The sequence below is a fragment of the Pseudomonas sp. URMO17WK12:I7 genome (assembly GCF_003269045.1).
Taxonomy (GTDB): Bacteria; Pseudomonadota; Gammaproteobacteria; order Pseudomonadales; family Pseudomonadaceae; genus Aquipseudomonas; species Aquipseudomonas putida_J.
This window is the reverse complement of sequence record NZ_QLTL01000009.1, coordinates 190,315-211,267: the sequence shown is the minus strand read 5'-3', so window position 1 is coordinate 211,267 and position 20,953 is coordinate 190,315. Positions and strand designations below refer to the sequence as shown.

24 protein-coding genes and 1 riboswitch are annotated in these 20,953 nt (G+C 64.8%); of the genes, 20 read left to right on the top strand and 4 right to left on the bottom strand.

Going from position 1 to position 20,953, the window contains the following annotated elements; all coding sequences use genetic code 11:
* Positions 1–57: 57 nt before the first annotated feature.
* From H040_RS14550 to H040_RS14530, 5 genes are all read left to right on the top strand, one after another.
* Positions 58–1,125 (top strand): DUF2066 domain-containing protein, encoded by a 1,068-nt coding sequence (locus H040_RS14550; RefSeq protein ID WP_027918087.1) that lies wholly within the window; start codon positions 58–60, stop codon positions 1,123–1,125.
* 12 nt (positions 1,126–1,137) lie between these two features.
* Complete coding sequence (locus H040_RS14545; protein WP_027918088.1) at positions 1,138–2,211, top strand: AI-2E family transporter; 1,074 nt, start codon at positions 1,138–1,140, stop codon at positions 2,209–2,211.
* Between the two features lie 152 nt (positions 2,212–2,363).
* Positions 2,364–3,071, top strand: coding sequence for a DnaA regulatory inactivator Hda (hda, locus tag H040_RS14540; RefSeq protein ID WP_008092169.1), 708 nt, complete (start codon positions 2,364–2,366; stop codon positions 3,069–3,071).
* 127 nt (positions 3,072–3,198) lie between these two features.
* Positions 3,199–3,837 (top strand): C40 family peptidase, encoded by a 639-nt coding sequence (locus H040_RS14535; protein ID WP_027918089.1) that lies wholly within the window; start codon positions 3,199–3,201, stop codon positions 3,835–3,837.
* A gap of 138 nt (positions 3,838–3,975) precedes the next feature.
* Positions 3,976–4,509: a C40 family peptidase gene (locus tag H040_RS14530; protein ID WP_027918090.1), complete on the top strand. Its 534-nt coding sequence runs from the start codon at positions 3,976–3,978 to the stop codon at positions 4,507–4,509.
* 3 nt (positions 4,510–4,512) lie between these two features.
* Here H040_RS14530 and H040_RS14525 read toward each other — a convergent pair whose 3' ends face one another.
* Together H040_RS14525 and H040_RS14520 are read right to left on the bottom strand one after the other, a co-directional pair.
* Positions 4,513–5,829, bottom strand: a complete 1,317-nt coding sequence (locus H040_RS14525; RefSeq protein ID WP_027918091.1) for a PQQ-dependent sugar dehydrogenase — start codon at positions 5,827–5,829, stop codon at positions 4,513–4,515.
* 87 nt (positions 5,830–5,916) lie between these two features.
* Complete coding sequence (locus tag H040_RS14520; protein WP_027918092.1) at positions 5,917–6,834, bottom strand: LysR family transcriptional regulator; 918 nt, start codon at positions 6,832–6,834, stop codon at positions 5,917–5,919.
* A gap of 124 nt (positions 6,835–6,958) precedes the next feature.
* On the opposite strand from H040_RS14520, the gene H040_RS14515 reads away from it, so the two are divergent.
* Positions 6,959–8,017, top strand: a complete 1,059-nt coding sequence (locus H040_RS14515; RefSeq protein ID WP_027918093.1) for a tartrate dehydrogenase — start codon at positions 6,959–6,961, stop codon at positions 8,015–8,017.
* A gap of 2 nt (positions 8,018–8,019) precedes the next feature.
* Here H040_RS14515 and H040_RS14510 read toward each other — a convergent pair whose 3' ends face one another.
* Entirely contained in the window at positions 8,020–8,598 is a 579-nt protein-coding gene (locus H040_RS14510; protein ID WP_027918094.1) for a hypothetical protein, read from the bottom strand.
* 166 nt (positions 8,599–8,764) lie between these two features.
* Positions 8,765–8,986: riboswitch (cobalamin riboswitch) on the top strand.
* A gap of 119 nt (positions 8,987–9,105) precedes the next feature.
* On the opposite strand from H040_RS14510, the gene cobO reads away from it, so the two are divergent.
* The 14 genes from cobO to H040_RS14445 all read left to right on the top strand — a co-directional run bounded on the left by cobO (position 9,106) and on the right by H040_RS14445 (position 20,311).
* On the top strand, positions 9,106–9,717 hold the full coding sequence (gene cobO / locus H040_RS14505; protein ID WP_027918095.1) for a cob(I)yrinic acid a,c-diamide adenosyltransferase: 612 nt from the start codon (positions 9,106–9,108) through the stop codon (positions 9,715–9,717).
* Positions 9,714–11,009 (top strand): cobyrinate a,c-diamide synthase, encoded by a 1,296-nt coding sequence (locus tag H040_RS14500; protein WP_027918096.1) that lies wholly within the window; start codon positions 9,714–9,716, stop codon positions 11,007–11,009. Before cobO ends, H040_RS14500 begins: the two co-directional genes overlap by 4 nt.
* The gene (bluB, locus tag H040_RS14495; protein ID WP_027918097.1) at positions 11,006–11,656 is read left to right on the top strand and encodes a 5,6-dimethylbenzimidazole synthase; all 651 of its coding nucleotides are present in this window, start codon (positions 11,006–11,008) and stop codon (positions 11,654–11,656) included. The genes H040_RS14500 and bluB overlap by 4 nt, the downstream gene beginning before the upstream one ends.
* Complete coding sequence (gene cbiB, locus H040_RS14490) at positions 11,653–12,561, top strand: adenosylcobinamide-phosphate synthase CbiB (RefSeq protein ID WP_027918098.1); 909 nt, start codon at positions 11,653–11,655, stop codon at positions 12,559–12,561. Before bluB ends, cbiB begins: the two co-directional genes overlap by 4 nt.
* Positions 12,554–13,546, top strand: coding sequence for a threonine-phosphate decarboxylase CobD (gene cobD / locus H040_RS14485; RefSeq protein WP_027918099.1), 993 nt, complete (start codon positions 12,554–12,556; stop codon positions 13,544–13,546). The genes cbiB and cobD overlap by 8 nt, the downstream gene beginning before the upstream one ends.
* Positions 13,543–14,997, top strand: coding sequence for a cobyric acid synthase (locus H040_RS14480; protein ID WP_027918100.1), 1,455 nt, complete (start codon positions 13,543–13,545; stop codon positions 14,995–14,997). Before cobD ends, H040_RS14480 begins: the two co-directional genes overlap by 4 nt.
* Before the next feature lies 1 nt (position 14,998).
* Positions 14,999–15,520, top strand: a complete 522-nt coding sequence (cobU, locus tag H040_RS14475) for a bifunctional adenosylcobinamide kinase/adenosylcobinamide-phosphate guanylyltransferase (RefSeq protein WP_027918101.1) — start codon at positions 14,999–15,001, stop codon at positions 15,518–15,520.
* Positions 15,517–16,572: a nicotinate-nucleotide--dimethylbenzimidazole phosphoribosyltransferase gene (gene cobT / locus H040_RS14470; RefSeq protein ID WP_027918102.1), complete on the top strand. Its 1,056-nt coding sequence runs from the start codon at positions 15,517–15,519 to the stop codon at positions 16,570–16,572. The genes cobU and cobT overlap by 4 nt, the downstream gene beginning before the upstream one ends.
* Positions 16,569–17,126, top strand: a complete 558-nt coding sequence (cobC, locus tag H040_RS14465; RefSeq protein WP_027918103.1) for an alpha-ribazole phosphatase family protein — start codon at positions 16,569–16,571, stop codon at positions 17,124–17,126. Before cobT ends, cobC begins: the two co-directional genes overlap by 4 nt.
* 1 nt (position 17,127) lies before the next feature.
* A complete protein-coding gene (locus H040_RS14460) occupies positions 17,128–17,862 on the top strand; it encodes an adenosylcobinamide-GDP ribazoletransferase (protein WP_027918104.1) in 735 nt (244 codons plus the stop codon).
* A 61-nt stretch (positions 17,863–17,923) separates the two neighbouring features.
* Positions 17,924–18,328, top strand: a complete 405-nt coding sequence (locus H040_RS14455; RefSeq protein ID WP_027918105.1) for a MarR family winged helix-turn-helix transcriptional regulator — start codon at positions 17,924–17,926, stop codon at positions 18,326–18,328.
* A 63-nt stretch (positions 18,329–18,391) separates the two neighbouring features.
* On the top strand, positions 18,392–19,594 hold the full coding sequence (locus tag H040_RS14450) for an MFS transporter (RefSeq protein WP_027918106.1): 1,203 nt from the start codon (positions 18,392–18,394) through the stop codon (positions 19,592–19,594).
* Positions 19,591–19,713 carry a hypothetical protein gene (locus H040_RS27775; protein ID WP_256208044.1) on the top strand — a complete coding sequence of 41 codons (123 nt, stop codon included), beginning with the start codon at positions 19,591–19,593 and terminating at the stop codon, positions 19,711–19,713. Before H040_RS14450 ends, H040_RS27775 begins: the two co-directional genes overlap by 4 nt.
* Positions 19,714–19,759: 46 nt before the next feature.
* Positions 19,760–20,311, top strand: coding sequence for a glutathione peroxidase (locus H040_RS14445; RefSeq protein WP_027918107.1), 552 nt, complete (start codon positions 19,760–19,762; stop codon positions 20,309–20,311).
* Positions 20,312–20,634: 323 nt separating this feature from the next.
* Here the strand turns inward: H040_RS14445 and H040_RS14435 are convergent, their stop codons facing one another.
* Positions 20,635–20,895, bottom strand: a complete 261-nt coding sequence (locus H040_RS14435; RefSeq protein WP_027918108.1) for a DUF2798 domain-containing protein — start codon at positions 20,893–20,895, stop codon at positions 20,635–20,637.
* Positions 20,896–20,953 lie beyond the last annotated feature (58 nt).

The following is a 20,953-nucleotide window of genomic DNA, read 5'->3' as shown; positions in this document are numbered from 1 at the left end:
CCGCCTTCTGTATAAGCTGCAGGCACATGCTTCATGCGCAACCGGACAGGAATCCCCATGCGACTTCTCAATTTTCTGGCGGCAGGCTGTCTCGCGCTGGCCAGTGTCACCGCGCAGGCCGAAACCGTCTCCGGGCTCTATCAAGTGCGCGAGCCGGTCGAGGGGCAGGGCGCCGAAGCCCGTTCTGCGGCCACTGCCAAAGCCCTCGATACCTTGGTGCTGCGCCTGACCGGCGACCCCAAGGCGGTGCAGAACCCGGCGCTGGCCGGGCTGCGCAAGGACCCGCAACAGATCATCAACCAGGTTGGGACTGAAGCCGGGCCGCCGGAATCGGTGCTGGTCGAATTCGACCCCGGCAGTTCCGAACGCGCCTTGCGCAAGGCAGGCCTGGCGCTGTGGGGCAGCAACCGGCCATCTATCCTCGGCTGGTGGCTCAACGACAGCGCCGAAGGCAGCAACCTGGTCGGTGACGGCCAGGCCAGCGCCCAGCCGCTGCGCCGTGCTGCCCAGCACCGAGGCTTGCCGCTGCGCTTGCCGCTGGCTGACCTGCAGGAGCAACTGGTGGCCAACGCCAAGCAGCTCGAAGGCAATGACCCGGCGCCACTGCGCAATGCCGCGGAGCGCTACGGCGCCGATGCCCTGCTGGCGGTACACGCCCAGGAAGCCGATGGCAAATGGCAAGGTAAATGGCAGCTGTGGCTAGGCGACCAGCGTGAGCAGGGTAACGCCGAAGGCGCTGACCAGGCTGCCCTGGCGGACGCTGTCATGCTGGCGGTCAGCAGCCGCCTGGCGCCGCGCTACGTGATCAAGGCCGGTGCCAGCAGCCAATTGCAGCTGCAGGTGCAAGGCATGAACCTGCAGCGCTATGCCGAGCTGAGCCGTGTGCTGGAACCCTACGGCCCCCGCCTGCAGATGGCCGAGGGTGGCACCTTGACTTACGCGGTCACTGGCAATCGCGAGCAACTGCGTGCCCAACTGGGCTTGGCCAAGCTGCAGGAGGTGCCAGCCGAGCAGGTGCCGTCTGCCCCGGCCACACCCGCGCCCGGCGCAGGGGCTGCGCCAGGCCAGCCAGCGCCTGCACCTGCCGCAACCAAGCCGTTCGACGGCCTGCGATTCCGTTGGTAAAAGGGCCTATAGATGACTGACATGCGTCGCTGGATCGGCTGGGGTGCTGCACTGCTGATCGCCGTGCTTCTCTATAGCCTGCACAACATTCTCACGCCTTTCCTGGTAGGCATCCTGCTGGCCTACCTGGCCGACCCGCTGGTCGACCGCCTGGAGCGCCTGGGCCTGTCGCGCACCTGGGGTGTGGTGGTGGTGTTCGGCCTTTTCACCTTGCTGCTGATGGCCTTGCTGCTGGTGCTGGTGCCGTTGCTGGCCAAGCAGTTGCTGCGCTTGTACGAACTGGCGCCGCAGATGCTCGACTGGCTCGAGCATGTGGCGCTGCCCTGGGTGCAGGGGCGTCTGGGCCTGGCCGACGGGTTCTGGAAATTCGACAAGATCAAGGCCGCCATTGGCGCGCACATGAGCCAGACCACCGACATCGTCGGCATGTTGCTGTCCCATGCCACCGCCTCGAGCCTGGCGCTGATGGCCTGGCTTGCCAACATGGTGCTGATCCCGGTAGTGGGCTTCTACCTGCTGCGTGACTGGGACCTGATGATGGCCAAGCTGCGTGGCCTGCTGCCGCGGCAGCGTGAGCCTCAGGTCGTGGGGCTGGCTGGCGAATGCCATGAGGTACTGGGGGCGTTCGTTCGGGGCCAGCTGATGGTTATGGTCGCCCTTGGCATCATCTATTCCGCCGGCCTGATGCTGGTCGGCCTTGAGCTGGGCCTGCTGATCGGCATGCTCGCAGGGCTGGCAGCGATTGTGCCGTACATGGGCTTCATCATCGGTATTGGTGCAGCGCTGGTGGCCGGGTTGTTCCAGTTCGGCGGTGACCTGTACCCGATGCTCGGCATCGTCGCGGTATTCATGGTGGGGCAGGCGCTGGAAGGCATGGTGCTGACCCCACTGCTGGTGGGTGACCGCATCGGCTTGCATCCGGTAGCGGTGATCTTCGCCATTCTCGCCGGGGGCGAGCTGTTCGGTTTCACGGGGGTGTTGCTGGCGTTGCCGGTGGCGGCGGTGATCATGGTGCTGCTGCGACATGTGCACGACCTGTACAAAGAATCGGACATGTATGCCGGGGATGTCGACCCGGACCTGTGAATGAGGGGCTGCCATGCAGCCCCAGCAACAGCGCAACTTGTTGATTTTGCTTATGCTATCCGCCTGCATGATTGTGCGCCCTGCTTTGCGGGTATAGACTTTGCACATTGTTCACCAAAGGCCCCCTGCGGTCCTGCTGACCGCCCGCGAGCATGAAACCACCGATCCAGTTGCCCCTGGGTGTGCGCCTGCGCGATGACGCCACCTTCATCAACTACTATCCGGGCGCCAATGCCGCGGCGTTGGGCTATGTCGAGCGGCTGTGCGAAGCCGACGCCGGCTGGACCGAGAGCCTCATCTATCTGTGGGGCAAGCAGGGCGTTGGTCGCAGCCACCTGCTGCAGGCGGCCACCCATCGCTTCCAGCAGCGCGGCGAACCCGCCGTGTACCTGCCGCTGGCGCAGTTGCTTGATCGTGGCGTGGAGCTGCTCGATTACCTGGCTCAGTACGAACTGGTTTGCATCGACGACCTGCATGTGATCGCCGGCAAGGCAGACTGGGAAGAGGCAATGTTCCACCTGTTCAACCGCCTGCGTGACAGCGGCCGCCGTCTGCTGCTGGCTGCCTCGGCTTCGCCCCGTGAACTGCCGATCAAGTTGCCCGACCTCAAGTCACGCCTGACCCTGGCCCTGGTGTTCCAGATGCGCGGCCTGTCCGACGAAGACAAGCTGCGTGCCCTGCAATTGCGGGCCTCGCGCCGCGGCTTGCACCTGACCGACGAGGTCGGCCATTTCATCCTGACCCGCGGCACGCGCAGCATGAGCGCGCTGTTCGACCTGCTCGAACGCCTCGACCAGGCCTCCCTGCAGGCCCAGCGCAAGCTCACGATCCCTTTCCTGAAGGAAACCCTCGGCTGGTAAGCCCCGTAAACACAGGGCTTTGAGCTGCAAAACGAAAAAGTCACATCTTTTTCGATAAAATTTGCAAATGGCCATGATAGAGGGCATAGTTTCACCCTTCTAAAGGATTACAGACACGGTCGTGCCCATGCTGAAGCGCTTCGCACCCCTCGTGCCACTCGCACTCGTGACCCTGCTTTTTGGCTGCGCGGCTCAAGGCCCGGTTTCCCAGCCCCAGGATCACACCCCGGTTGCCTCGCAATCGGTCAACAAGGCCAAAGCTTCGCCTTCGTCGGTTTTCGGCGAACAAGAGCAGGCCACTGAAGATGACCTGGAGGCCTTCTCCAGCAGCAAGCCTTATCAGCTTCCGGTGCTGGCTGACAGCATCCTGGAGCGTGGCATGTCGCTGATCGGCACCCGCTACCGCTTTGGCGGTACCTCGGAAGCCTCAGGTTTCGACTGCAGCGGTTTCATCGGCTACCTGTTCCGCGAAGAGGCTGGCATGAACCTGCCACGCTCGACCCGCGAAATGATCAACGTCGATGCGCCGAAGGTGGCGCGCAACAAGCTCAAGCCAGGCGATCTGCTGTTCTTCAGCACCAATGGCCGTGGCCGTGTCAGCCATGCCGGCATCTACCTGGGTGACAATCAGTTCATCCACTCCAGCAGCCGCCGCAGCGGCGGTGTGCGCATCGACAGCCTCGGTGACCGCTACTGGAGCAAGACCTTCATCGAAGCCAAGCGTGCCTTGGCCATGGCGCCGACCACCAATATCGCGCGCAACTGATATCAAAATGATATATCCTGCCACGGCGGCGTAGCTTGAAAAAAGCTCGCCGCCGTGCGCATTTACAGAAAGCGTCTAATCTAAATTCTCAACTCTTTTCGGCTGCTGCCGTTCGGTCTCAGACAGGAAGTTCTGGCCATGGTGATGATGGCGCGCTTCGCATTCCTTTCCCTGGTGGCATTGCTTGCCGCCTGCTCCAGCCGTGCTCCAGCACCGGCCCCTGTGGTGCAACCACCAATCACCTACAGCCAGCCCGAGGGCTCGCCACTGGCTGACGACGTGCTGATCCGTGCGATCGGCCTGGTCGGCACGCCTTACCGCTGGGGGGGTAACACGCCGGACTCCGGGTTCGATTGCAGCGGCCTGATCGGCTATGTATACCGCGACGCTGCTGGCATTAGCCTGCCGCGCTCGACCCGCGAGATGATCGTCATGCGTGCGCCGACCGTGGACATCAACGCGCTGCAGTCGGGAGACCTGGTGTTTTTCGCCACCGGTGGCGGCTCGCAGGTCAGTCACGCGGGTATCTACGTGGGCGAAGGGCGTTTCGTGCATGCACCCTCTACCGGCGGCACCGTGCGCCTGGACTACCTGTCCAACAGCTACTGGTCCAAGGCCTACCTGCAGGCCAAACGCGTGATTCCCCAAGGGAATCTCGCGCAGAACCGTTGAGCGCTAGCGTGCCTTGGTCACTCGCCACACCACATTGCCCACGTCATCGGCGACCAGCACGCCACCGCGCTGGTCGTTGATGACGCCTACCGGTCTCCCTTTGGCCTTGCCATCCTCGTCGAGAAAGCCGGTCAGCAGGTCTATAGGCTTGCCTGCGGGGTTTCCGGCGCTGTCGAACGGTATGAAAATTACCTTGTAGCCACTGTGCGGCTTACGGTTCCACGAGCCATGCTGGCCCACGAACGCTCCGCGATCGAATGGCGAGGGCAGTACGCCGGGCTCGGCGAAGGCCAGCCCCAGTGACGCCGTATGTGGGCCTACGGCATAGTCCGGCACGAGCGCCGTGGCGACTTTCTGCGGGTTCTGGGGCGAAACCCGTGCATCCACATGCTGCCCGTAATAGCTGTACGGCCAGCCATAGAAGCCGCCGTCCTTGACCGAGGTGATGTAGTCCGGCACCAGGTCGCTGCCGATCTCGTCACGCTCATTGACCGCTGTCCACAGTGCTCCGCTGGCTGGCTGCCAGGCCAAGCCGTTCGGGTTGCGTAGGCCTGATGCGAACAGGCGATGCTGGCCGCTGGCCGGGTCCACCTCCCAGATCGCTGCGCGCCCCTGCTCCTTGTCCAGGCCGTTCTCGCCGACATTGCTGTTGGAGCCTACGGTCACGTAGAGCTTGCTGCCGTCGGGGCTGGCGATCACGTTCTTGGTCCAGTGATGGTTGAGCGGGCCGCCTGGCAGGTCGGTGACCTTGTGGCCTTCCCCGGTAATCTGCATCGCTCCCGGTTCATAGTGGTAGCGCAGCAGCTGGTCGGTATCGGCGACGTAGAAGTCCTTGCCCACCAACACCATGCCGAAGGGGGAATTGAGGCCTTCGATGAACGGTGTGCGAATTTCTGCGACGCCGTCGTGGTCGGCGTCGCGCAGCAAGGTGATGCGGTTGGCGCTGGCTACGCCGGCACCGGCCCGTTTCATCGCCTTGCCCATGAACCAGCCTCGCAGCCCCTTGCCGTCGTCAGGCTTGGGCGGGGCATTGGTCTCGGCAACCAGGACGTCACCATTGGGGAGCAGGTAGAGCCAGCGCGGGTGTTCGAGGTTGTCGGCAAATGCCTGTACCTGGGTGCCCGGGGCTGCCTTGGGTTTAGCCCCGTGCGGCCAACCTGTGGCAGGGGCGATGTTGACGGTCGGGATCAGGCTCTGGCGGGGTGGCGGAAGTTGCGGCAAGGGGCCGCTGCCATCGCTCACCTTCAGGTGGGCAGTGTCGCCGCAGCCTCCAAGGCAGGCGAGCAATGTCCACGGCAACAGCATGATGGTGCGTTTCATGTTCGCAGCCCTTTGTGCCGGTGTATGAACATGTGAGCACGCGCTGTTGCTCAAGGTTCACCGAGCACCGCTCCCGATTGACGAGGCTTAACCGGCCTCTTCCAGGTCCAGGTGATCGATGCGTTCGAAACGCTCGGTGAGAAAATCGATCAGGCGTCGTACCCGTGCCGACAAATGCAATTGCTGCGGATATACCGCGTAGACATCGGCCCGTGTCGGGGTCTGGTCCTCCAGCAACAGCCGCAGGCGCCCGCTGCGCACATAGCGGGCGATGTCCCATTCTGCGCGTAGCAAAATACCGTGCCCCTGCAAGGCCCAGTTCAGTGCCACTTCCCCGTCATTGCAACTGAGCGCGCCCTGTACCTTGATGTTCTGCGTGCGGCCGCCACTGGTGAAGCGCCATACGCCATACGGCGATTCGTTCTGGCGCAGGAAAATGCAGTTGTGCTGGGCCAGTTCCGAAAGCTTCTGTGGGGTGCCGTGCTTTTCCAGGTACAGGGGCGAGGCGCACAGCAGGCGGCGGTTGGAGGCGATCTTGCGGGCGTGGAAGGAGGCGTCCGGCAGGGTGCCGAAACGTATGCCCAGGTCAAAGCCGTGCGACGCCAGGTCCAGTGGGTGGTCACTGATCTGCAGTTGCACTTCGATATCTGGATGGCGCGCATAGAAGTCCGCCAGGGCCGGGCCGATATAGCGCCGGCCAAAACCCAGTGAAGCATTCACCCGGATCAGCCCTTTGGGCTCGGCGCGGTGCTGGCCGAGCAACTGCTCCACTTCGTCGACCTGGGCGAGAATTCGCGCGGCATGGGCGAAGTACAGCTCGCCCTCTGCAGTCAGGCTCATGGAACGGGTGGTGCGGTTGACCAGGCGAATGCCCAGGCGTGCTTCCAGCGCGGCCAGGCGTTTGCTCACTGCCGGTGGTGTCACGCCCAGTTCGCGAGCTGTGGCGGCCAGGCTGCCTTGCTTGGCCAGCAGGTGGAAGAAGCCCAGGTCCTGTGTCGGATTCATCATTAACCCATGGTTACTTAAGATGTGATCCAGGGTTAACTGCTGCCCTGACTTCACTACATATACTCGCCCCATCCCCGCTGGCACAAGCCTGGTGGGCCACAACAAGCATGGGAGTCGAGACATGAACCACTACAAGATCGCCGCCATCCCGGGTGACGGCATCGGCGTCGAAGTGATTGCGGCAGGCGTGGAGGTGCTGCAGGCCCTGGCTGCCAGGCGTGGTACCTTCACCATGGATTTCGAACACTTCGACTGGGGCTCGGAACGCTACCTGCGTGAGGGCCAGTACATTCCCGAGGGTGGCCTGGAATCGCTCAAGGCCTTCGACGCCATCTTCTTTGGTGCCGTGGGCAGCCAGGAGGTGCCCGACCATGTGTCTCTGTGGGGGCTGCGCCTGCCGATCTGCCAGGGCTTTGACCAGTACGCTAACGTGCGCCCGGCGCGTGTGCTGCCCGGGGTTAGCAGCCCGCTGGCCAAGGGCAAGGCGATCGACTGGGTGATCGTGCGCGAGAACTCCGAAGGCGAATACTCCGGCAGCGGTGGCCGGGTACACCAAGGCCTGCCCATCGAGGTGGCTACCGAGGTCTCGACGTTTACCCGCGTGGGCGTGGAGCGCATCCACCGCTTCGCCTTCGAACTGGCCCGCACCCGCCCGGCGAAGCACCTGACGCTGGTGACCAAGTCCAACGCCCAGCGCCACGGCATGGTGCTGTGGGATGAGGTGTTCGCCGAGGTGGCCAAGGATTACCCGGATGTGCGCACCACCCGTGAACTGGTGGACGCCGTGACCACCACCATGGTGCTCAAGCCCGAGCAGCTGGATGTGGTGGTGGCGACCAACCTGCATGCTGACATCCTTTCGGACCTTGCCGCCGCGTTGTCCGGCAGCCTGGGCATCGCGCCCACCGCCAACCTCAACCCGAGCCGCGAATTCCCGTCGATGTTCGAACCGATCCACGGCTCGGCCTTCGACATCACCGGCAAGGGCGTGGCCAACCCGATCGCCACCTTCTGGACCGCAGTAATGATGCTTGAACACCTGGGTGAAGCCGCTGCTGCGCGTGAGCTGATGGCGGCCATCGAAGCGGTGACCGAGAGTGGCCTGCACACGCCGGACCTGGGCGGCAACGCCACTACCCGAGCAGTGACCGATGCCGTGCTGGCGCTGCTGCACCGCTGAATTCAGGCCTGCTTCAGCAGCAGCGCCACCCCCGGGAAATACTGCCCCAGCTCGTTGTGCAGCTTGCGATAGGCATAAGGGAAGTACCAGGCGATGGCGCAGGCTGTGTGTTTCTGCAGGTCATCGACCAGGTCTTGCAGTTCTTCCGGGCTGGCATGCTGGCCTGCCTTCCAGGGGGTGATGAACAGCGCCCCCGCTTTCAGCTGGCTGGGGTAGGCCACGTGGCGGGCGAGGGATGTGGTTTCCTGCAGGGCTGCAGCCATGTCCAGCCGGGCGATTTTTGGCCAGCGCTGGCTCACGCTCAGGTAGAGCGCCTCGTCGGCGCTGCAGATCGAAAGGTCGCAGCGCCCCTCCTGTTCGCCCTCGTCACGCTGCTTCTTGCTGGCAAACTGCGGCAGGGCTGAGCGTTCGGCTTGCCAGGCAGCTGCGGCGAGCATGCCGATGTTGGCGGCGCTGCCATGCCAGTACGGGGCTTCGGCATCGCCATTGAACTGGTTGAAGCGGTCGATGCAGTCGACCCAGCGCTCCAGTACCGGCTGCAGAAACTCCAGGCGAGGGTTATTGATGATCTGGCCTTGCATGCTGAGCTCTCCTGTTATCGTTATGATCGCGTCCAGCGAAAAATGATGGCCATGTGACATCATTTTATTCAGTGTGGCACAAGCCGGCGGATCGGCCACTGACCCGGGCCAGTCCGGCCGAAGTAAAAGGCCCCGTTCGATTGACGCTCCCGGTGCAACCCTCTAACCTTCGCGGCGTGTTTCAGGTGCCCTGCCAGCCCCGACTGGGCAGGGTGAAACTGGGAAGCCGGTGGTCGCCAGCATGGCGCGATTCCGGCGCTGCCCCCGCAACGGTAGGTGAGTAGCGGCCGCGCAGGGCCACTGGGTACAGCTACCCGGGAAGGCGCGCAGGCCTGGGCCGAATGGCCCGCTCACAAGCCCGGAGACCGGCCTGAAACTGCCAACGGCATCACGGAGGGTGATGCGCGGTGCACCGTGGCTCCGGCCATGGCTCCTGCGCGTTCTCCGTCTGCCCGCCTATTACCTGTCGCCGCAGTTCACGTGGCGTCAGCCTGCGGAGAACCCTTCATGAGCGAATCCACCGACCGCGACGAACGCCACCTGGCGCGCATGCAGCGCAAGAAGGCGGTCATCGACGAGCGCATCGCCAATTCCCCCAATGAATGCGGCCTGCTGCTGGTGCTCACCGGCAACGGCAAGGGCAAGAGCAGCTCGGCCTTCGGCATGCTCGCTCGTGCCCTGGGTCATGGTATGCAGTGCGGCGTGGTGCAGTTCATCAAGGGCCGCAACAGCACCGGCGAGGAGCTGTTCTTCCGCCGTTTCCCCGAGCAGGTGCGCTACCACGTGATGGGCGAGGGCTTCACCTGGGAGACCCAGGACCGTCAGCGTGACATCGCTGCCGCCGAAGCTGCCTGGGCGGTATCGCGCCAGCTGCTGCAAGACCCGAGCGTGCAGTTCGTGGTGCTCGACGAGCTGAACATCGCCCTCAAGCACGGCTACCTCGATCTGGACCACGTGCTGAGTGACATTCAGGCCCGGCCACCGATGCAGCACGTGATCGTCACCGGTCGCGCAGCCAAGCCTGAAATGATCGAACTGGCCGACACCGTCACCGAGATGGGGATGCTCAAACATGCCTTCCAGGCCGGTATCCGCGCGCAGAAGGGCGTCGAACTGTGAGTGAAGCGCGCAGCTGCCCGGCGGTGCTGATCGCAGCACCTGCCTCTGGCCAGGGCAAGACGACTGTGACTGCAGCCCTGGCCCGCCTGCACCGCAACTTGGGGCGTAAAGTCCGGGTGTTCAAATGCGGCCCTGATTTCCTCGACCCGATGATCCTTGAGCGGGCCAGTGGCGCACCGGTGTACCAGCTCGATCTGTGGATGATTGGTGCCGAAGAAAGCCGTCGGCTGCTGTGGCAAGCTGCACAAGAGGCCGACCTGATTCTGATCGAGGGTGTGATGGGCCTGTTCGACGGCACCCCGTCCAGCGCTGATCTGGCCCGCCACTTCGGTGTGCCGGTGCTGGCGGTGATCGATGGCACGGCCATGGCCCAGACCTTCGGCGCCCTGGCCTTGGGCCTGGCGCGTTATCAGGCCGACCTGCCGTTCGCTGGCGTGCTGGCCAACCGGGTCGGCAGCCTGCGCCATGCGCAACTGCTCGAAGGCAGCCTGACCGAGGGCCTGCGCTGGTATGGGGGCTTGTCACGCGAGCGCGGCATCGAGCTGCCCAGCCGCCATCTGGGATTGGTCCAGGCCAGCGAGCTGAACGACCTGGATGCCCGCCTTGACGCTGCCGCCGAAGCCCTCGGCGCCAGCTGCGACGCTACCTTGCCGCCGCCGGTGGCCTTCGTCGCGCCCGCGCCACAACCGTGCGCCGCGTCGCTCAGCGGTGTGCGTATCGGCGTGGCACGTGACGAAGCGTTCGCCTTTACCTATCGCGCCAATCTCGACCTGCTGCGTGATCTGGGCGCACAGCTGGCATTCTTTTCGCCATTGCATGATCGTGAGTTGCCAGCAGTGGACAGCCTGTACCTGCCAGGCGGGTATCCGGAACTGCATCATCACGCACTGGCTGCCAATGCACCGATGTGCGAAGCGATCCGTGCCCATCACGCCGAAGGCAAGCCGTTGCTGGCCGAGTGCGGCGGCATGCTGTATCTGCTCGATGCGCTGACGGATGTTGCTGGCGAGCGAGCCGAACTGCTGGGCCTGCTGCCAGGCGAGGCGACCATGCAGAAGCGCCTGGCGGCCCTGGCGCTGCAGGCCGTGGAGCTGCCCGAAGGCACCCTGCGCGGGCACACCTATCATCACTCGCTGACCAGCACCGAGCTGGAACCGATCGCCCGGGGCCTGAGCCCCAACGGCGGGCGCGGCAACGAAGCGGTGTATCGGCTGGGCAGGCTGACGGCGTCCTACGTGCACTTCTACTTCCCGTCCAACCCTGACGCGGCGGCGGCGCTGTTGCGGCCATGAGCGATCACGCCTACAGCGCCGCCGAGCGCGCCGCGATCTACCGCGCCATCGGTGAGCGCCGGGACATGCGCCACTTTGCCGGTGGCACGGTCGCTCCCGAGCTGCTCGCTCGCCTACTGGCCGCCGCGCACCAGGCGCCGAGTGTCGGCCTGATGCAGCCTTGGCGCTTCATCCGCATCAGCGAGCCTGAACTGCGCGGGCAGATTCAGGCCTTGGTCGAAGAAGAGCGGGTGCGTACCGCCGAAGCGCTGGGCGAACGCTCTGACGCGTTCATGAAGCTCAAGGTGGAGGGCATCAGCGACTGCGCTGAAGTGCTGGTGGCAGCGTTGATGGACAACCGCGAGTCGCACATCTTCGGCCGCCGCACCTTGCCGGAGATGGACCTGGCTTCGCTGGCCTGCGCGATCCAGAACCTGTGGCTGGCCGCCCGTGCCGAGGGCCTGGGGCTGGGGTGGGTCTCGCTGTTCGAGCCGCAGGCCCTGGCCGCCTTGCTGGGCATGCCCGCCGGGGCCAAACCGGTGGCGGTGCTGTGCCTGGGGCCGGTCACCGCGTTCTACGCGCAGCCCATGCTGGTACAGGAAAACTGGGCCGAGGAACGCCCCTTGAGTGACATGCTGTTCGAGAACCAATGGGGAGAACGCCCATGAGCGTCGCTTTGCTGACCGTGGCCGGTGTGGCCCTGGATGCGCTGCTGGGCGAGCCGCAGCGCCGGCACCCGCTGGTGGGCTTCGGTAACCTGGCGTCGAGCCTGGAGCGTCGCCTGAATGCCAGCGGGCGCGGCTGGCGCAGCCATGGCGTGAGCGCCTGGTTCCTGGCCGTGGTACCACTGACCCTGGTGGCGTTGATAGTGTCCTGGTTGCCCTATGTCGGCTGGTTGGTGGACGTGCTGGCGCTGTATTGCGCCCTCGGATTGCGCAGCCTCGGCGAGCATGTGCTGCCGGTGGCCAACGCCTTGCGCCAAGGGGATCTGGAAGAGGCGCGGCGCCGCGTCGGCTACCTGGTCAGCCGGGAAACCCGCGAACTGGACGAACCAGCAGTCGCTCGCGCAGCCACCGAATCGGTACTGGAGAACGGCAGCGATGCGGTATTCGCCGCGCTGTTCTGGTTCGTCGTGGCCGGGGCGCCGGGGGTGGTGCTGTACCGCCTTAGCAACACCCTGGACGCCATGTGGGGTTATCGCAACGAACGCTTCGAGCGCTTCGGTTGGTGCGCGGCACGCATCGACGATGTGCTGAACTATATTCCCGCCAGGCTGGTGGCGTTGACTTACGCGCTACTTGGCAAGACGCGCCTGGCCCTGGCCTGCTGGCGTAAACAGGCTCCGCTGTGGGACAGCCCCAATGCCGGGCCAGTGATGGCCTCGGGGGCCGGGGCGCTGGGTGTCGAACTGGGCGGCCCGGCGGTGTACCACGGTGAACTGCACGAGCGCCCACGCCTGGGTGACGGGCCGATGGCCGACGCCGATGCCATCGAGCGCGGCTGGAGCCTGGTGCAGCGTGGTGTGTGGTTGTGGGTACTGCTGATCTGCGTGGGAGCCTATCTGAATGCTTGAACACGGTGGCCGCCTGTTGCGGGCGGTGCGGCAATACGCGATCGCGCGGGAAGACTGGCTCGACCTGTCCAGCGGCATCGCGCCGTGGTCTTATCCGATTCCGCCGATTCCACTGGACGCGTGGGCCCGGCTGCCAGAGACCGACGACGGCCTCGAAGACGCGGCGCGGCGTTACTACCGCGCCACCCAGCTACTGCCGGTGGCCGGTTCGCAGGCGGCGATCCAGGCGCTGCCGACATTGCGCCCGGCCGGGCGAGTCGGCGTGCTGTCACCCTGTTATGCCGAACATCCCCAAGCCTGGCGTCGCGCCGGGCATGAGGTGGTCGAACTGGATGAAACCCAGGCCGAAGCTGAGCTCGACAGCCTTGATGTGCTGGTGCTGGTCAACCCGAACAACCCCACCGGACGCCGGGTATCGCGCGAGCGTCTGCTGGCCTGGCACGCGCGGTTGGCCGAGCGCGGCGGCTGGCTGCTGGTCGACGAAGCGTTCATGGACAACACCCCCGAGCACAGCGTGACCGACTGCGCCGAACGCCCAGGCCTGATCGTGCTGCGTTCGTTTGGCAAGTTCTTTGGCCTGGCCGGCGTACGGTTGGGCTGCGTAGTGGCCGAACCTTCGTTGTTGCAGCGCCTTGCCGAGTTGCTCGGGCCTTGGACTGTCAGTGGTCCGACCCGGGTGCTGGCGCAAGCCTGCTTTGCCGACCACGCGGCGCATCAAGCGCAGATCGAACGCTGTGCGCTGGCCAGTGAACGCCTGGCAGCACTGTTGCAGGGCTGTGGCCTGGCGCCCAGCGGCGGCTGCGACCTGTTCCAGTACGTGCGCAGCGCGCAGGCAGCCCACCTGCATGACTTTCTCGCCCGCCGCGGCATTCTTGTGCGCCTGTTCGAGCAGCCTGCCGCCGTGCGCCTTGGCTTGCCGGCGAATGCCGCAGACGAGCAGCGCCTGGCCCGGGCCCTGGCCGATTATCAGAAGGAAACGGCATGACCACCCTCATGGTGCAAGGCACCACCTCCGATGCCGGCAAGAGCACACTGGTTACCGCCCTGTGCCGCTGGCTGTTGCGCCAGGGCGTCGGCGTGGTGCCGTTCAAGCCCCAGAACATGGCGCTCAACAGCGCCGTGACCGCCGACGGCGGTGAAATTGGCCGCGCCCAGGCGGTGCAGGCCCAGGCTTGTCGGCTGGCCCCCCACACCGACATGAACCCGGTGCTGCTCAAGCCCAACAGCGACACCGGTGCCCAGGTGATCATCCATGGTCGTGCGGTCACCAGCATGAATGCGGTGGCCTATCACGACTACAAGGCGATTGCCATGCAGGCAGTGCTGGCCTCGCACCAGCGCCTCACAGCGGCCTACCCGGTGGTGATGGTCGAGGGCGCTGGCTCGCCGGCCGAGATCAATCTGCGTGCCGGTGACATCGCCAACATGGGCTTTGCCGAGGCGGTCGACTGCCCGGTGATCCTGGTCGCCGACATCAACCGCGGCGGGGTGTTTGCCCACCTGGTCGGTACTCTCGAACTGCTCTCGCCGAGCGAGCAGGCGCGGGTCAAGGGCTTTGTCATCAATCGTTTTCGCGGCGACATCGCGCTGTTGCAGCCGGGCCTGGACTGGCTGGAGCAACGCACAGGCAAACCCGTGCTGGGCGTGCTGCCCTACGTCACAGACCTGCACCTGGAAGCCGAGGATGGCATCGACATCCGCCAGGGCGCCAAGCAGGAGCGCGTGCTCAAGGTGATCGTCCCGGTGCTGCCGCGCATCAGCAACCACACCGATTTCGACCCGCTGCGCCTGCACCCGCAGGTCGACCTGCAGTTCATCGGCCCGGGCCAGCCGATTCCGCCCGCCGACCTGATCATCCTGCCCGGCTCGAAGAGCGTGCGCGGTGACCTGGCGCAACTGCGCGAGCGTGGCTGGGACAAGGCCATCGAGCGGCACCTGCGCTATGGCGGCAAATTGATCGGCATCTGCGGTGGCCTGCAGATGCTTGGACGCGAAGTGCACGACCCGCTCGGCCTGGAAGGCGCCGCCGGTTCCAGCCCCGGGCTGGGCCTGTTCGATTACGTGACGGTGCTTGAAGCCGAAAAGCAACTGCGCAACGTTGCCGGCGTTCTGAGCCTGGAAGGCGTGCCGGTCTCCGGTTATGAAATTCATGCTGGCGTTACCGCAGGCCCTGCCCTGGAACAGCCCGCCGTGCAGCTCGCCGATGGCCGTTGTGACGGCGCGATCAGTGCCGACGGCCAGGTCCTCGCCACCTACCTTCATGGCCTGTTCGAGGGCAGCCAGTCCTGTGCCGCGCTGCTGCGCTGGGCGGGGCTGGAGAATGCGCAGACCATCGATTACGAGGCCCTGCGCGAACGTGACATCGAGCGCCTGGCCGACCTGGTGGAAACCCACCTGGATACCGCGCACCTGCGAACGCTTTGTGGAGTCGCCTGACATGCGCAACCTGATCCTCGGCGGCGCCCGCTCGGGCAAGAGCCGCCTGGCCGAGCAACTGGCCAGCGACAGCGGCCTGGCGGTCACCTACATCGCCACCAGCGAGCAGCTCGATGGCGAAATGAACGAGCGCGTGCGCCTGCACCGCGAGCGCCGGCCAGCCGATTGGGGGCTGATCGAAGAACCCCTGGCGCTGGCTGCTGTGTTGCGTGCAGAGGCCGCTGAAGGCCGCTGTCTGCTGGTGGACTGCCTGACCTTGTGGTTGACCAACCTGCTGATGCTCGACGATCAGCAGCGGCTGGCCGCAGAGCGCGATGCGCTGCTCGACTGCCTGGAGCAATTGCCCGGCACAATCATTCTGGTCAGCAACGAAACCGGCCTGGGCGTGGTGCCCATGGGCGAGCTGACCCGCCGTTACGTCGACCTGGCCGGCTGGCTGCACCAAGCCGTTGCCGAACGCTGCCAGCGTGTGGTGCTGACCGTGGCCGGCCTCCCTCTCATGCTCAAAGGACCCACTCTATGAACCACGCCTGGTGGCGCGCTGCCTGCCAACCTCTCGACAACGCCGCCATGGACCAGGCCCGCGCCCGTCAGCAGCAGCTGACCAAACCTGCCGGCTCGCTCGGCCAGCTCGAAGGCCTGGCAGTGCAACTGGCCGGCTTGCAAGGGCGTGAGCGGCCAACCCTGGATCAGGTCGCCATCACGATTTTCGCGGGCGACCATGGTGTGGTCGAGGAGGGCATTTCGGCCTATCCGCAGGCGGTCACCGGGCAGATGCTGCGCAACTTCGTGGGCGGTGGTGCGGCGATCAGCGTGCTGGCGCGGCAACTGCAGGCCAGCCTTGAAGTGGTCGACCTGGGGACCATTGACCCTGAACTGGAACTGCCTGGGGTGTGTCATCTGCGCCTTGGCGCCGGCACCGCCAACTTCGCACGCCAGCCAGCCATGACCGACGCGCAGCTGCAAGGTGCATTGCAGGCCGGTCGCGACAGTGCCTTGCGCGCGGCGGCCAATGGCGCGCAGCTGTTCATCGGTGGCGAGATGGGCATTGGTAACACCTCTGCCGCCGCCGCCCTGGCCAGCACCTTGCTGGCCTGCCCGGCGGGTGAGCTGAGTGGGCCGGGTACTGGGCTGGATAGCGCAGGTGTTCGCCACAAGGCCGAAGTGATCGAGCGCGCCCTGGTGCTGCACGGCCTGCGCGCCGATGAGCCGCTGCAGGCACTGGCATGCGTTGGCGGCTTCGAGATCGCTGCACTGACCGGTGCCTACCTCGCCTGTGCCCAGCAGGGTATTGCGGTGCTGGTGGATGGCTTCATCTGCAGCGTCGCCGCACTGCTGGCGGTACGCCTGAATCCGCAGAGCCGTGACTGGCTGCTGTTCGCTCATCAGGGCGCGGAGCCTGGGCACAAGACCCTGCTTGCAGCGCTGCAGGCCGAGCCGCTGCTGGCCTTGGGGTTGCGCCTGGGCGAGGGCAGTGGAGCCGCCTTGGCAGTGCCGCTGATGCGCCTGGCCTGCGCCCTGCACGGGCAGATGGCGACCTTCGCCGAGGCGGCGGTAGCGGACCGCCCGGCATGATTCTCGACCTGCTGCGCCACGGTGAAACCGAGCTGGGCGGCGGCCTGCGCGGCAGCCTGGATGATGCCTTGACCGACAAGGGCTGGGGCCAGATGCGTGACGCGCTGGCAGGCGCAGGCCCCTGGGATGTGCTGGTCAGCTCGCCGTTGCAGCGCTGTGCGCGTTTTGCCGAACAACTGGGCATGCCGGTTCAGCTGGAAGCCGGTCTGCAAGAGCTGCATTTCGGTGAGTGGGAAGGGCGCAGCGCCATGCAGATCATGCAAACGCAGGCTGACGCGCTTGGGCGCTTCTGGGCTGACCCTTACAGTTACACACCGCCCGCAGGCGAGCCTGTCGCGGCCTTCGCCCAGCGCGTGCTGTCCGCTATCGGCCGCCTGCACCAGCAATATGCCGGCAAGCGCGTGCTGCTGGTCACCCATGGCGGTGTCATGCGCCTGCTGCTGGCGCGTGCCCGTGGCCTGCCCCGGGAGCAGTTGCTGCAGGTCGAGGTCGGCCATGGCGCCTTGGTGCGCCTGGCGGTGGACGACGATGGCGCGCTGCTTGAGGTGCTCTGACATGCTGCCGTTCTGGATTGCCTTGCAGTTTCTCAGCAGTTTGCCGGTGCGTTTGCCGGGGATGCCAGAGCCACGTGAAATGGGCCGTTCGTTGCTCTGCTACCCGCTGGTGGGGCTGCTGTTTGGCGTGTTGCTGTGGCTTGCCAGCCATCTGCTGCAAGGTGTCGCGGCACCTTTGCACGCAGCCTTGCTGCTGGCGCTGTGGGTACTGCTTAGCGGCGCGCTGCACCTGGATGGCCTTGCCGACAGTGCCGATGCCTGGCTGGGCGGCTTCGGTGACCGCGAGCGCACGCTGCAGATCATGAAGGATCCGCGCAGCGGGCCGATAGCCGTGGTCACCCTCGTGCTGGTGTTGCTGCTGAAGTTCTGTGCCTTGTGGGTGCTGGTGGAGCGGGGCGCGGGTGCCTTGCTGATCCTGGCGCCGGTGGTGGGGAGGGCGGCGATGCTTGGCTTGTTCCTTGGTACGCCCTACGTACGCAAGGGCGGCTTGGGGCAGGCGCTGGCTGAGCACTTGCCACGGGGCACGGCGAGTTGGGTGTTGCTGGGCAGTGTGTCGCTGTGCCTGTTGATGGGTGGTTGGCTGGCGCTATGGCCGCTCTTGGCGTCGCTTGCAGTGTTCTGCTGGCTGCGGCGGCTGATGTGCCAGCGGTTGGGTGGCACCACCGGGGACACCGCGGGGGCGATGCTGGAATTGTTGGAACTGACGGTAGTATTGGGGCTGGCGTTGAGCCTGTGAGCTTGAGCGCGCACCTTGAAACTTGTTGTAACCACTCTGAAACGGGTATATACACGTATCCATGTTGACCAGTGAATGCATCTGCACCCATCTGCGTCGCGCCGCCCGAGGGGTGAGCCGGCACTACGACGAGGCCCTTGCCGGCTTCGGCATCAATGTCGCCCAGTTTTCCCTGTTACGCCACCTGCAGCGGCTTGATCGCCCCAGTATCACCGCACTGGCCGAGGCCATGGGCCTGGAGCGCAGTACGCTGGGCCGTAACCTGCGCGTGCTGGAAGCAGAAGGGCTGGTGGCGTTGGCCGACGGCGATGACCAGCGCAACCGCGTGGTGTTGCTGACCGGGGCGGGCGAGGCGCGCTTGCATGCGGCCCACCCAGCCTGGGAGCAGGCGCAGTTGTCGCTGGTCGAGCAGTTGGGCGAAGGGCAGCGTGACGAGCTGGTGCGGTTGCTGGAGCGGCTTGCCTGAATCATTACCACTAGAAGCGGGTATATACCCGTACAACCTTGCGATGTGCTGGAGATAACGACAATGACTTCGGTGTGGCGAACCAGCGGGTGGGTACTTGCAGGGGCGGCGTTGATCCTGGCGCTGTCGCTGGGTGTGCGTCACGGTTTTGGCCTGTTCCTGGCGCCGATGAGCGCCGATTTTGGCTGGGGCCGTGAAGTGTTCGCCTTTGCCATCGCCCTGCAAAACCTTATCTGGGGATTGGCGCAGCCGTTTGCCGGTGCGCTGGCCGACCGCCTTGGTGCGGCGCGGGTGGTGATTATCGGCGGCATACTCTATGCCGCTGGCCTGTTGCTGATGAGTACCGCCGATTCGGCCTGGTCGCTGTCGCTCAGCGCCGGCCTGTTGATCGGTATCGGTCTGTCTGGCACCTCATTCTCGGTCATCCTCGGTGTGGTCGGCCGTGCGGTTCCGGCGGAAAAACGCAGCATGGCCATGGGTATCGCCAGCGCCGCCGGCTCCTTCGGCCAGTTCGCCATGCTCCCCGGAACCCTCGGCCTGATCGAATGGCTGGGCTGGTCGTCGGCGCTGTTGGTGCTTGGCCTGCTGGTTGCGCTGATCGTGCCCTTTGTCGGCCTGCTGCGTGACCGGCCGCTGCCCAGTCATGGCGCGGAGCAGACGTTGGGCCAGGCCCTGCGCGAGGCGTCCTCGCACTCCGGCTTCTGGCTGCTGGCCCTGGGTTTCTTTGTTTGTGGCTTCCAGGTGGTCTTTATTGGCGTGCATCTGCCTGCTTACCTGGTCGACCAGCATCTGCCAGCAACCACCGGCACCACGGTGCTGGCGCTGGTAGGGTTGTTCAACATTGTTGGTACCTATACCGCTGGCTGGCTGGGTGGCCGCATGTCCAAGCCGCGTTTGCTGACCGCGCTGTACCTGCTGCGTGCGGTGGTGATCGCGCTGTTCCTGTGGGCGCCGGTAACGCAAGTAAGTGCCTACTTGTTCGGTATTGCCATGGGCCTGCTGTGGCTTTCCACCGTGCCGTTGACCAATGGCACCGTGGCCACGGTTTTTGGCGTGCGCAACCTGTCGATGCTCGGTGGCATCGTCTTCCTGTTCCACCAGCTGGGCGCATTCCTTGGCGGCTGGTTGGGGGGAGTGGTGTACGACCAGACCGGTAACTATGACCTGGTCTGGCAGATTTCCATTCTGCTCAGTCTGCTGGCTGCCGCGCTCAACTGGCCGGTACGAGAACGTCCGGTCGCCCGTTTGCAGGCGCAAGCGGCATGAACCGCCACCTGGCCCGTGGGCTGCTGCTTGCGGCCTTGGCGTTGCTGCTGGCGCTGGTATGGTGGGGCTGGCAGCGAGGCGGGTTGGCGTTGATGCAGCTGGGCATGAACGTTTGTTAAGCGCTACCCTGCAAGTTCAAGGATTATCTTGCAGGAGAAACGAACGATGCGTGCTCATTGGTTGACGATGCCGTTGCTCGCGCTGCTGGCCGCAAGCTCCAGCTGGGCCGCTGATTGTCCGGCGCTGTTGCAGGGCAGCTTGCCTGAGTTACGAGGCAAGGGGCAGGTCGACCTGTGCCAGCGCTTCGCCGGCAAGCCGCTGGTGGTGGTCAATACGGCCAGCTATTGCGGTTTCGCGCCTCAGTTCGAGGGGCTGGAGGCGACTTACAAAGAGTTTCACGAGCAGGGCCTGGAAATGCTCGGTGTGCCGTCCAACGACTTCAAGCAGGAAGACGCCGACAGCGAGAAGACGGCCAAGGTCTGCTACGCCAACTATGGTGTGACCTTCACCATGACCAAGACCCAGGCGGTGCGCGGCAAGGATGCGATACCGCTGTTTGCCGAGTTGGCGCACCAGAGCAGCGCGCCGAAGTGGAACTTCTACAAGTACGTGGTGGATCGCAAGGGTAAGGTGATTGGCAACTTCTCGAGCTTGACCAAGCCTGATGATCCAGCGTTCAGAGCCGCGATCGAGAAGGCGATAGCGTCGCATCCGTGAGTGCCTGTCTTGAGTGCTTCAGCGCTTATGAGATCGAGCGCCGCCCACGCGGCGCATCGCGGATAAATCCGCTCCTACATCTGTTTCGGGCCAGTCACTCCTGTTAAGTCAACAGGGACCGCCTTGTTGGTATGGCGATGCATCTCTGCGGGCATTGATGCAGCCCCATCTGTCTCGCGTCATGCACCAAGGCGGACAGCGATAACCTCACAGGAATAATTGGCCCGAAAAAAATGTAGGAGCGGATTTATCCGCGATGCGCCGCGCGGGCGGCGCTCGATCTCAAAGGCGCTGAAATACTCAAGGCTGGCCCTTGCCGCCCCTCAGTGCGTATGCACCGTGATAGCCACCAGCTTCAGCACCACCGGCCTCACCATCAGTACGCACACGAACGCCACTGGCATCGCAAGCTGGTAAGCCTTCAGCACATTGCCCAGATACTCCGGGTTCACCCCGGCATTTGCGGCTGTGATCACGAAGCACATCAGCAGCGCCATGATCGATGACATGTAGAGCGCGAACACATATGGCGTAGCGCCTGGGCGTAGTTTGCGCCGGCTGCGGGTGTTGGAAAGACTGCTCATGCGACCTCCTGAATGTTGGCTGAGGGCGCAGGTTAGCAATGCCTCCGGCAGCGGCTGT